The organism is Streptomyces sp. NPDC047017, from assembly GCF_040644175.1.
GTDB lineage: Bacteria > Actinomycetota > Actinomycetes > Streptomycetales > Streptomycetaceae > Streptomyces.
Window position 1 is genome coordinate 1 of record NZ_JBEYVW010000014.1, and the last position, 11,333, is coordinate 11,333.

Consider the following 11,333-nt stretch of genomic DNA (forward strand, 5'->3'; position numbering starts at 1 on the left):
ATTGGGCCGCGCCCCCCGCCCCCCCCCCGCCCGCCCCGCCCACCGCGGCCTGGCCCCCTGATATTGCGTGGCCCGGGCCGCGCCCGCGGGCCCCGCCCCCGCCGCCCCCACCCTTCCGCCGAGTCAGCGGTTTCGTGATGCGGGTCAGCCGCGGCGCAGCATCATGACGACCACGACGATGAGCAGAATGACCACCACGGTGCCGAGACCTATGTACACGATGTCCGCCTTCTCTCGCTGAGAGGCACCATTGGTGCCCTGGTAGCACCCAGTTGCCCCCTGCCGGGCGGCGCAGCCCCCGTAAATCGTTCCTTTGCACGGTCGTGACCTCATCGCAACCATGAGGCCCGCACCTGCCCGCAGTGTGCCCGTCGGCCCGGCACTCGGCCGGTCTGACAGGGGCGGGGGTGTCAGCGTGGCCGTGGTTCCTGGAGTTCTGCCGCCACCCGCGAGCCCGCTACCCGGCCGAGGTCCGTATCGCGATCGTCCGTGACGACTCCCCCCACCAGCGGGGTGCGTGGTACGCACCCGGCCTGGCCGGCACACCGGTGGCGCTCGGCCTGTGGCCGTGCTCAGCATGCCCGCGAGGGCACGTCAGCTCACTGGACGTCCGCACCACTGGTCGAGCGCCTCGGGCAGCCCGGCCGCGTCTGCGTCCACGCCTACCCACGCCACGTATCCGTCCGGCCGGGCCAAGAGCGCGGCGGTGCCCGTACAAGGCGCCTGCACGGGTACGACGCGCACGCGGTCGTACCCGTCCGCCGCAGCGCGGATCCGCCGGCTGCCGACGAGGTCCAGCAGCAGGAACCGGCCGTCACTCAGGTGCTCCGCGGCCACGGGCTGGAGCCCGTCCGGCAGGAAGCGGCCGACCAGGGGCTGCGCCGAGTCCGGCGCGTAGTCCACGTCCGCGCCGCTGACCAGCGCGCCGAAGTACTCGTGTGCGGCCGGGATCGTCAGCACCTCGGCCAGCACCTCGCGCAGTGCGTCGACTTGCGGTCCGGGCCGCATCAGCACCGTCTGCGCACGGGTGTTGCGCAGGACGCGGGCGCCGATGGGGTGCCGTTCGGCGGTGTAGGTGTCCAGCAGCCGTTCAGGGGCGCGGCCGGTGGCCACGAGCGCGAGCTTCCAGCCGAGGTTGGCCGCGTCCTGAAGTCCGAGGTTGAGGCCCTGCCCCCCGATCGGTGAGTGCACGTGCGCGGCGTCGCCGGCGAGCAGCACCCGGCCGCGCCGGTAGGTGTCGGCCTGCCTGGTGTTGTCGCTGAAGCGGGAGCCGGCTTCCAGCCTGGCCACGGTCACCGAGAGTCCGCCGGCGCGCAGCATGCTGCCTTCCAGTTCGGCCGGGGTCATGGGCGCGTCGCGGTCGGTGGGCCCGGTCCCGTCGAACTCGACGGTGGTGATCTCGCCCGGCACCATCAAGCCGTTCACCAGCCCGCCCGGGCCGCGCAGCACCGCCGTGGGTGTGTCCGGTTCGGCGAGTTCGGCCACCGCGATCCGCCCGGTCATGGTGGCCGACGTGCCGGGGAAGGCGAATCCGGCACTCTTGCGTACGGTGCTGCGGCCGCCGTCGCAGCCGACCAGATAGCCGGCGCGCAGCGAACGCCCGTCGGCCAGGTCCGCGACCACGGAGGTGCCCTCGTCGCGAACGGCGACCACCTGGGAGTTCGGCTGGACACGCACGCCGAGCCCGGTCGCCCAGTCGCTGAGCAGCTGCTCCAGCATGTGTTGCTTCATCAGGTAGGTGCGGCCGCTGTCGGTGCCGTCGGCCTCCAGCGGCAGCCCGCCGAAATGGCCCCTGGCACGGCCCTCGCGCATCAGCTTGAGCACGAGCGCGAGCTGGTCCCCGTCCCTCGTCTCGTGCCCTGCCGCAGCGAGTTGACCGATCCAGGACGCCTGCGCCGCCTCCAGGGCGGGGACGAGCCCGCGCAGGGCGAGGGTCTGGGCGCTGCGCGGGCTGACGGCGCGCTGGCCGAAGCTTCGCGTCCGGCGTTCGGCGCCGTCAGAGGCCTCCAGGACCACCGTTCGGGCACCGCCCAGGCGCAGTTCTCCAGCCAGCAGCAGCCCGACCGGCCCACCGCCGACCACCAGCACGTCCACCATGACTTCTCCTTACATACGGCGTAAGCTTACGAAGTAAGTACGCCATGTGCGGTGTAAATTCGTCAAGTGCCGACCGCGAGTGAAGGACGACAGGTGAGTCGACGGGAGCCGTTGAACCGGGCGAAGGTGGCAGCCGTCGCGCTGGCCCTGGCGGACGCGGAGGGCATCGAGGCACTGACCATGCGCCGGCTCGCCAAGGAGCTGGGCGTGGAGGCGATGTCGCTGTACAACCACGTGAAGAACAAGACCGACTTGCTGGACACGCTGGCCGAGCAGGTGTTCGCCTCCGTCGAGCGCGCCGAGCCCGGGCTGCCGTGGGTGGACCGGCTGCGGATCACCGTGCGCAACCTGTACCGCGAGTTCAGCCGACACCCGGCGGTGTCCAAAGTCGTCGTCGGCGAGCAGGCCAACCCCACCTCTGCGGTGGCCCTGCGCCCGACGGAGGACATACTCGAAGCCCTGTTCGAGGCCGGCTTCGACGAGGGAGCCACCCGGCAGGCGTTCATCGCGGTCAACGGCCTGGTGTTCGGCACGCTGGCCCTGTCCACCTCCGGGTACACCACCCCACCCCGACCCGCCGCCAACGGGCTGGACGTCTTCCAGCGCGTGGTGGACCCCGCGTGGCTGCCGAACTTCGCCCGACTCCTGGCCACCATCCCGGACAGCGACCCGACCGAGGACTTCGACCACGCGCTGGACCTGCTGATCACCGGCCTGGTTGCCGCCGCTCCCAACGGCGGCGGCAACCGAGAGGGGTGAGTAGGGGCAAGCTGTACCCAGGCGACTCAGCGGACGGGCAGTGGTCGTTGATCGAGCCGATCAACGCAGCCTGGAAGGACCGGCACCGCACGGCGAGTGGCCATCGCGTGGCCGCCGGAGTTCCCGCCTCCACGACAGGTCGGAACCCCGGCGAAACGGGTACCGGGCCGCGATCGGGGCCTGGCCGTCGACGTGCCGGGCTTCGTCATCGCTGTCATCGCCGTCATCGTCCTGGCCGCGGACACGCACGATCACGCCGGCGGTACCGTGTCTGCAAGGCCCTGGTCGACCAGGGCTTCAAGAAGCGGGTCGCCGCGCACGGAGCGGGTCTGGACATCGACGTCGAGATCGAGATCGTCGAACGCAACCCGCGGGACAGAAGAGGGAGCGACGCGGACACAGCCCCGGAGCCCCTGAACCGCACATCCACCAACGCTCACGGTTGCAGTACTACGGTTGCAGTACTAGGGGTGTTCGCGCTCGGGGGCGGCGGCGCGTAGGCCCGCGTCGCGGGCCAGCAGGGCCGCTTGGACGCGGTTGCCGCAGTCCAGCTTGGTCAGCACTCGGCTGACGTAGGTCTTGATGGTGCCCTCGCTCATGTGCAGGCGGCGGCCGGTCTCGGCGTTGGACAGGCCCTCGCCGAGCAGCGCGAGGACATCCCGCTCGCGATCGGAGAGGCGTTCCAGGCGGTGACGGGCCTCCTCACTGCGGCGCGCGGTGTCGCCGGAGGCCACCAGATCGACGACCTGGCGGGTGGTGGCGGGAGAGAGGTACGCCTCACCTGCGGCGGCCGCACGCACCGCGCGCAGCAGGTCCGGCGGCGCGGAGTCCTTGAGCAGGAAGCCGGCGCTGCCGCCGACGAGCGTGCGCAGCACGTTCTCCCGCTCACCGAACGTCGTCAGGATCAGCACCCGGGCCCGGGGGGCGGCGCGGCGGAGTTCGGCCAGCGCCGTCACACCGTCCATCACCGGCATCTGCAGGTCGAGCAGCACGACGTCTACGGCCAGTTTCCGGGCCAGGTCGACCGCCTCGCGGCCGTTGGCCGCCTCGGCGACGACATCGATGTCCTCGCCGGAGGAGAGGATCATCCGGATACCGGCTCGGACGAGCGGCTCGTCGTCTGTGACGAGGACCCTGATCACGATGCTCCTGAAGGGATGTCGGGCGGTCCGCCCGAAGGCGGCGCTGTGTCGGTCGGACCCCCCGGGCCCGGCTCGCTACGGCTGCTCAGCCCTTGACCTCGAAGGACTTCTTCTCGATCAGAACACCGTCCTTGAAGCAGAACCGGAAGACCGGGGACTTGGTGAAACTGCTGCCCTGCTCGGTGGAGTTGAGGCTGAGGCACGCCGCCCCGGCGGGCTCGGGCGGTGCACCCTTGTCCAGGCCGTCGGTGAGGAAGGAGTCCCCCTTGGGAAGCCGGTCGCGGACCTCCGCCTCGCTCATGCCAACCTTTATCCGATTGTACTCCTTGGGTTCGATCATGGCCTTGTCACCCTCCTTGAGGAGGAAGTAGCCTCCGACCGCCGCGGCGGCGCCCAGCAGCAGCACGATCACCGCCGCCACACCGCAGCCCCAGACCCTGCTCCTCCGCTTTTCCTGGCTCATTGCTCTGACCACGTCCTTCGGTAGTGGGGTTTCGTCATGGACGGCCCCACTGTCGTCCGCAAGGCCCGCGCCCGGCTGCTCTCGAAAGTCGTCGTGGCCGACGACGAAGGTCGCTTCGTGCACCTCTTCCCGCGCCGTGCCCGGTCGCGTCGCGTACGGCAGCACCCCGGCCACGCGGAAGCCGCCCTCCGCCGTGGGAGCCGCGTGCACCATGCCGCCGGCCAGACAGACCCGTTGGGTGAGACCGGTCAGGCCCTGCCCGCCGCTCACCACCTCCCAGCCGCCGCGGTCCTCCGGGCGCGCCCGCACCGGCACCGGGCCGTTGGCCACCTCTACGACCAGCGAGTCCGGCTCGTAACGCAGCTCCACGGTGATCGCGGCTCCGGGCGCGTGCTTGTGCGCGTTGGTCAGGCCCTCCTGCACCACCCGGTACACCGCGTGCTCCGCGGCCGCCGACAGCGGCCGTGTCCGACCGGTGCGCCGTACGCGCACAGTGGCCCCGGCCGCACGGGAGGCGTCCGTGAGGCTCTGGATGCCGGCGACGCCCGGGAGGGCGGCCACCTCCTGGGGGCGCGGGCCGCCGCCGGGCGCCCCGGTGCCGACCGCCTCGGGCCCCGGCTCCGTCCCGTCCCGCAGCAGCCCCACCACCTCCCGCAGCTCGTGCATGGCGGCGACCGACGCTCCACGGAGAATGCCCACGGCTTCCCGGTGACGGCCGGCCAGGTCACCGTCGACCTCCAGGGCGCCGGCCCGCACGGAGATCAGCGTGAGCTGATGGCCGAGACTGTCGTGCATGTCCTGGGCGATGCGCTGCCGCTCCCGCAGGCGCGTCTCGTTGGCGATCATCCGCTTCTCGCGGACGAGCTGGGCGTGGTATTCGCGCAGTGCGTCGGCCAGGGTCTGGCGCTGCGACCAGTGGCGTCCGGCCAGAGCGGGCACGGCGACGCCGATGAACAGACCCAGAGCGATGAACGCCGCGTAGAAGCCGGAAAAGCGCGGCAACTGGTCCGCGACCCCGCCACCGAAGAGGATCACGCCGGCCAGGACACACAGGCCGACGGCCCGGGCGAGGCGACCGACACGCAGACCGACCGACCAGGCAGCGAGGGGCACCAGCACGTCGAGGCCGTCCAGGACGAACGAGCCGGCGGCGGCCGTCAGGAGCACAACGCCAGGCAGCACCCGGCGGATGGGCACCAGCACCGCGGCGCCGATCCCGCACGCCACCACGGCCACGGTACCGTCGTGGGCCGACAAGGTGGTATCGCCCGCCGCGAGCAACCCCACCACCAGCACCAGCACCGCCTCACCCACCACCCGGCGAGGACGCCACAGCTCGGCCCGGCACAGCGCCCGGCTCGCCTCGCCCAACCCCCGCGGCACCGCTCGTAGGCCCTCCACCAGGACCTGAGCGGCCGCCGTCACAGGGTTCACACGTCGCATGGAAGTCACCCCACCAGGCTAAGAACTCCTTTCATCCCCTGGCAGCACCCATTCGTCGCGACCGGGAACGACGAAAGTCGACCGCGCGCGGCCGGCCGCCACGCCGGCCGTGAAGGCGTTCCTCGCCACGTCTGAGGGAGATCACCTTGGCTCGGTCGTCCTCCGAGGAAGCGTCCCCGCGTTCGGAAAATCGCCGCCATTCGCACGAACGAGCACCGCCCGAAATGGCGGTGGAGAATCTCCCGAAGGGAGCGAATCGGATGGCGCACCCGGATGGCGCACCCGGACGGCCTCATGCCGGCGGACGTATGCGACGGCTGTCCGCCGGTTCTGCTCTCGTCAGTCCTCATGTACCGCAGCTTTGGCACGGTCGCCGTTGTGCACCGAGTCCTCGCGGTCGGGAAGGGCGACCGGCAGCCCTGCCGCTTCCCATGCCTCAAGGCCGTCTGTCACGCTGTAGACGGAGGACCGGCCCGCGCGAATCGCCTGCGCGCCGCCCCGCATGCTGCGTTTTCCCGTGCGGCAGGCGAAGGCCAGTGGGCCGTCAGGTAAATCCGACAGCGCGGCCCGCGATGCGCTGAGCGCGGCCCGCGATGCGCTGAGCGCGGCGTGGACGGCGCCCGCCGGGTGACCCGCTGCCCATTCGTCGTCTTCGCGGACATCGACCAACGTGAGTTCCCCGTCCGCGACACGGCGACGCGCCTCGATCGGAGACAGGCCGACGGCGTATGACCGTCGCCGGGGCCCGGGCTCCGCGCGGGCAGGACCGTCCGGATCGCCTCGTAGTTCGAGGCATGGGCGACGGCTATCCGCTGTTCCAGCATCGGGCAGACGTTCATCGCCTCTTCCCAGTGAGCGGTGGACTCCCATTCCGCCACGTTGACGAGAGGGAATTCACTCCCCGGAACCTCGATGCCCTGGACCTCGACCCCCCTCTGGATCAGCCACCTACTCTCCAGGCCGGAGCCGGGGCCCTCGCACGGCGATCTGCGTGCCTTGTCCACACGGCACGGCTTCCGCCCGGATCGCGGCCCGGAGGACCCGTACCGTGGACCTGGATGAGCACCTCGGCCTGGGCTCTTCGGCGATGGTGCCGCGTCAGGGGCGGGCGGGAGGCGAAGCCGTTCGCGGTCAAGGTCGGTGAGTGGCCCGTGACCCGGCTCAGCTCTGCGGAACGTCCTCAAGTTCCGTCAGCTCCTGCGTAGTCAGCGTCAGCTCGACGGCCCTCGCGGAGTCGGTGATGGACCCCGGGCGGCTGGCCCCCGGTACCGGGATCACTGCCGGGGAGCGGGCGAGGAGCCAGGCCAGGGCGATCTGCTGCGGACTGACACCGCGTTCGGCGGCGATCCGGTGGAAGGCTGTGCCTATGGAGGTGTGGCCGGAGGGGCCGTCGAGGGAACTGCGGGAGATTCCGCCCAGTGGGCTCCAGGGCAGGAAGGCCAGCCCCAGCTGTTCACTGAGCTGTAGCTCGGGCTCGCTGTCGCGGATGGCGGGCGAGTACTGGTTCTGTACGGAGACGAGCCCGTCGCCGAGGATCTGATGTGCCTGACGGATCTGGGCGGCGGTGACGTTGGAGATGCCGGCGGCGCGGATGGTGCCGGCGTCGAGAAGCTCGCGCAGCGCGCCGACGGATTCCGCCCAGGGCACGGTCGGGTCCGGCTTGTGCAGCTGGTACAGGCCGATCGCGTCGACGCCCAGGCGCTTGGCGGAGGCTTCAGCGGCTTGCTTGAGGTGGGCAGGGGTGGCGGTGACGGTCCAGCTGCCGTCGCCGGGGCGGCCGCGGCCACCCTTGGTGGCCACCAGGACATGGGAGGTGTCGCCGCCGTAGCGAGCCAGGGCGCGGGCGATCAGCAGCTCGTTGTGGCCCGCCTCGTCCGCGTGCCAGTGGTAGCTGTCGGCGGTGTCGATCAGGGTGACACCGGCGTCGAGGGCGGCGTGGACGGTGGCGATGGCCCGCGTCTCGTCCGGGCGGTGCTCGATGGACAGCGGCATGGCGCCCAGGCCGATGGCGCTGACGTCGGTGTGGGCGATGGCGCGGTACTTCATGGTGGCCTTGTTCCTCAATCGGTGGAAGCAGCGGATACGGCGAGGGCTTCGGCGACGGCGCCGGGCAGCCAGTCGCTGGTGCGGGAGAAGGAGAAGCCCAGCGCCTTCGCGCGGGCGTTGCTCATGGCGTAGTGGCGGTCGAAGGAGAACGGCGAAGCCTCCTCGCCCGCTGGGACGGTCCGGTAGACGGCCTCCCGGCCGGCCTGCGCGGCGACGATCCCGGCGAGGTCGTGTACGTCGAGCGGGCCGTCGGAGCAGGCGTTGACCGGTCCGGTGAAGTCGGCTCCGGCCGCCCACGACAGAAGGCTCGCCAGCTCCTCGTAGTGGATGAAGGCCGTGGGCAGCGCCTTCGCGTGCACAGTGATCTCTTCGCCCTGGGTGATGAGTTCGGCATAGTGCGCCAGCCTGCCGGTGAACTCCCGCGCGCCGCCGCCGAGTACATGGGCGCTGCGCACAGCGGCGAAGGCGAAGCTGTCGGCGTGGGCGAAGCTGCCGGCGTGGGCGAAGACGGCCTCGGCCTGCCGCTTGCCCTCCGCGTAGTGCGCCTCCAGGTAGGCGTCGTCGTGCCAGGGCAGGTCCATGGCCACCCGCCAGGCGGTCGGGTCCACGACCTCCTCCGACACGGGCGTCCTCGGGGGCACGGCCGGCAGGGCGGCGGTCGCGGGGTCGTAGACCTCGATCGTGGAGGTCATGACGTAGCGCCGGGTGCGGCCGGCGAAGGCGCGGGCGGCGACAGCGGCCTGTACCGGGGTGTAGCAGACCTGGTCCACCACGACGTCGAAGGTGCGGGCGTCGAGCGCGGCCGTCAGGGCGGCCTCGTCGTTGCGGTCGACGACGAGGTGCCCGACGCCCGCAGGCGGCGGGACGGAGCCACGGTTGATCACGGTGACCTGGCAGCCCGCGGCCTGCAGACGCTCTACCAGGAGCTTTCCGAAGTACCGGTTTCCGCCGATGACGCAGATCCTTTGCATGCCCCCATCCTGGAGACCTATCGTCACCAGCAGAAGTCATGGCTTGCTGAACACGTTTTAAGGAAAACTGTTGATCGATGTGCAGCGGCTCCGCGTCCTGCGGGCGGTGGCGGAGCACGGCAGCTTCAACCAGGCGGCCGCGGCGCTCCGCCTCACCCCCTCGGCCGTCTCCCAGCAGGTGGCCGCCCTGGAACGCAGCCTCGGTGCCCAGGTCGTCGCGCGCAGCACCCGAGGCGTCGCCCTCACCCAGGCCGGCCACATCATGGTCGGCGCCGCCGAATCCGTCGCCGCGGAACTCAAGCACGCACAACAGCAGGTCGCCGAGCTGAGCACTGGCCGCACCCAGCTCACCGTCGCCACCTTCACCAGCGGCGGCAGGCTCCTGCTGCCCGCCGCTCTCGCCCAGCTCATGGCAGCCCATCCCCGCACGGTGCTCCATGTCAGGGAGGGCGAACCCGAGGACACCCTCCCACTCGTCCGCCAGGGCGCCGTGGACCTCGCCCTCGCCTACCGCTTCGACGGCCCGCTCCCCGTCGGACCGGGCCCCGGCTCCGTCCTGGAGTGGACACCGCTCCTGGAGGACCCCCTGCACGTCGTCCTGCCGCAGGGGCACCGGCTCGCCGGCCACGAGGCGCTGGACCTCGCCGATCTGGCAGCCGAACCCTGGGTTCTCGGCTGCCTGAAGACCGAGACCTACCTGCGCCGCTTCGCCAGGCACGCCGGCTTCGATCCGGAAATCCGCGGGACCACCACCGACTACTTCTTCGCCCGTTCCCTCGTCGCCGCAGGCATGGGAATCTCCCTGATCCCCTCCATCGCACTCGCCCCCGGGATCCCGGGCCTGAGCACCGTTCCGATCAAGTCACCGGGCCCGATCCGGCACATCGGCGTCGCCGCGATCGGCGGCCGTGACCGGCCCCACGTCACCACGCTCATGCACGCCCTGCGCGAGCAGGCGATGCGGCACAACGGGCATTGATCCGCCACGGGGCCGCCGAACGCCGACGGGATGGCGTTCCACAGGGCCCACCTGCGGGCGGAAGCAGCGGTATCGGCCTGGCTACGGCCCGGTTGTTCGCGGGCGGTGGGGCGCACGTACGGATCACAGGCCGTACCCGCTCCTCCCCGGACACCGCGTCGGAACAGTTGGGGAACGCGATCGCCATCCGTAGCGACGTCGCGTCCCTGAAGGACATCAAGGCGCCGGCCGACACGGTCCGGAGCGGTTCGGCGCAGTGGACGCGCTGTTCGTCAACGCCGGCGTCACTGCGTCCGCGCCGTTCGACTCGACGACGGAGCAGATGCACGACGAGCTGTTCGGCATCAACGCCAAGGGCCCGTACTTCGGGCCCGTACTTCGGGCCCGTACTTCGGGCCCGTACTTCACGGTGCGGGCGCCGGCGCCGCTGTTGCGCGAGGGAAGCGGCGTGGTCCTCACCACGTCGGTGGTGAACGTCCTGGGTCTCGACGCGCTCAGTGTCTACTCGGCGAGCAAGGCACCCCTGCGATCGATGACGCGCACCCTGGCCCGCGAGCTGCTGCCGCGCAAGGTCCGCGTCAATGCCGTGAGCCCCGGCCCGATCGACTCGGGCGTCCTGGACCACTCCTCGCTGCCCGCCGATGTCGTCGCGGCGACGAAGGACACCTACCGGAGCACCATCCCGATGCAGCCGGCTGGGGTCGTCCGAGGAGGTGGCTGCCGCGATGGCGTACCTGGCGTTTCGGTGCGACCTTCTCGACAGGAACGGAGTTCCCTGCCGGCGGAGGGGCTTCGCAACTCCAGTGCTGTGACCGCATAGGTTCAGCGAGCTGAGTGCGCCCGGTCGGGCAGTGCCGCCTTCCACACCCACGACGTCCGGCGGGGCAGAGCGTCCAGCTCCCCACGTCCGGTGCACCACAGCAGCACTCGGACGGGCTCGCCGGGCGGGGCGCCGGGGAACAGTCGGTCGAGCACGGCCACGCACAGCGACGCCGACGGCAGCCAGTCCATGCCCAATGTGCGGGTGATGTCGTCGGCGTGCAGCAGGATCTCGGCGACGCCCATCGCCGCGAACACCGTCGGGCCGCACGGGACCCGGCGCCAGGCCCGCAGGGATCGGCCGGCTGTGGCCAGCGTGCCGCCGAGCAGCCGGGCCGAGGAGGTCATCGCCCGCATCCGCTGTGTCCCGGCCGGGACCGGGAAGGCCCCGGACCCGGCCCGACCACGTCGTGGCGGACAAGGGGCTACTCAGCCCGCAGCTTCCGGGCCCACCCGCGCAGACGCCCCGTCAAGGCGGCCATTCCCGAACGCACCGACCAGCTCGCCGGCCGGAAACGGCGTTGTGAACGACCCTGCGGCTTCCACACCTCCGTCCACCGACGCCGCAACGTCGTCGAACGCTGCTTCCAGCGCCTCGGACAAGGGCGGGGCAT

9 protein-coding genes and 2 pseudogenes are annotated in these 11,333 nt (G+C 71.3%); 4 read left to right on the top strand and 7 right to left on the bottom strand.

Going from position 1 to position 11,333, the window contains the following annotated elements; genetic code table 11:
- Window positions 1-594 precede the first annotated feature (594 nt).
- Window positions 595-2,097, bottom strand: a complete 1,503-nt coding sequence (locus tag ABZ858_RS22945; RefSeq protein ID WP_361381550.1) for an FAD-dependent monooxygenase — start codon at window positions 2,095-2,097, stop codon at window positions 595-597.
- 93 nt (window positions 2,098-2,190) lie between these two features.
- On the opposite strand from ABZ858_RS22945, the gene ABZ858_RS22950 reads away from it, so the two are divergent.
- Together ABZ858_RS22950 and ABZ858_RS22955 are read left to right on the top strand one after the other, a co-directional pair.
- Window positions 2,191-2,856 (top strand): TetR/AcrR family transcriptional regulator C-terminal domain-containing protein, encoded by a 666-nt coding sequence (locus tag ABZ858_RS22950; RefSeq protein WP_361381553.1) that lies wholly within the window; start codon window positions 2,191-2,193, stop codon window positions 2,854-2,856.
- Window positions 2,853-3,227 (top strand): annotated as a pseudogene (locus tag ABZ858_RS22955) (hypothetical protein); the annotation flags it as partial. The gene ABZ858_RS22950 and the pseudogene ABZ858_RS22955, both read left to right, overlap by 4 nt.
- Window positions 3,228-3,320: 93 nt before the next feature.
- Here the strand turns inward: ABZ858_RS22955 and ABZ858_RS22960 are convergent.
- The 5 genes from ABZ858_RS22960 to ABZ858_RS22980 form a co-directional block, all read right to left on the bottom strand.
- Window positions 3,321-3,998, bottom strand: a complete 678-nt coding sequence (locus tag ABZ858_RS22960; protein WP_361381556.1) for a response regulator transcription factor — start codon at window positions 3,996-3,998, stop codon at window positions 3,321-3,323.
- An 85-nt stretch (window positions 3,999-4,083) separates the two neighbouring features.
- Window positions 4,084-5,895: a histidine kinase gene (locus ABZ858_RS22965; RefSeq protein ID WP_361381559.1), complete on the bottom strand. Its 1,812-nt coding sequence runs from the start codon at window positions 5,893-5,895 to the stop codon at window positions 4,084-4,086.
- Window positions 5,896-6,243: 348 nt separating this feature from the next.
- Window positions 6,244-6,573: a rhodanese-like domain-containing protein gene (locus ABZ858_RS22970; protein WP_361381562.1), complete on the bottom strand. Its 330-nt coding sequence runs from the start codon at window positions 6,571-6,573 to the stop codon at window positions 6,244-6,246.
- A 492-nt stretch (window positions 6,574-7,065) separates the two neighbouring features.
- On the bottom strand, window positions 7,066-7,950 hold the full coding sequence (locus ABZ858_RS22975) for an aldo/keto reductase (RefSeq protein ID WP_361381565.1): 885 nt from the start codon (window positions 7,948-7,950) through the stop codon (window positions 7,066-7,068).
- Window positions 7,951-7,964: 14 nt separating this feature from the next.
- Window positions 7,965-8,921 (bottom strand): NAD-dependent epimerase/dehydratase family protein, encoded by a 957-nt coding sequence (locus ABZ858_RS22980; protein ID WP_361381568.1) that lies wholly within the window; start codon window positions 8,919-8,921, stop codon window positions 7,965-7,967.
- A 70-nt stretch (window positions 8,922-8,991) separates the two neighbouring features.
- On the opposite strand from ABZ858_RS22980, the gene ABZ858_RS22985 reads away from it, so the two are divergent.
- Together ABZ858_RS22985 and ABZ858_RS22990 are read left to right on the top strand one after the other, a co-directional pair.
- Complete coding sequence (locus tag ABZ858_RS22985) at window positions 8,992-9,900, top strand: LysR family transcriptional regulator (RefSeq protein WP_361381571.1); 909 nt, start codon at window positions 8,992-8,994, stop codon at window positions 9,898-9,900.
- Window positions 9,900-10,734: pseudogene (locus ABZ858_RS22990) on the top strand (SDR family oxidoreductase). The gene ABZ858_RS22985 and the pseudogene ABZ858_RS22990 overlap by 1 nt, the downstream one beginning before the upstream one ends.
- Here the strand turns inward: ABZ858_RS22990 and ABZ858_RS22995 are convergent.
- Window positions 10,723-11,067 (bottom strand): hypothetical protein, encoded by a 345-nt coding sequence (locus ABZ858_RS22995; RefSeq protein WP_361381575.1) that lies wholly within the window; start codon window positions 11,065-11,067, stop codon window positions 10,723-10,725. The pseudogene ABZ858_RS22990 and the gene ABZ858_RS22995 overlap by 12 nt on opposite strands.
- Between the last annotated feature and the right edge of the window lie 266 nt (window positions 11,068-11,333).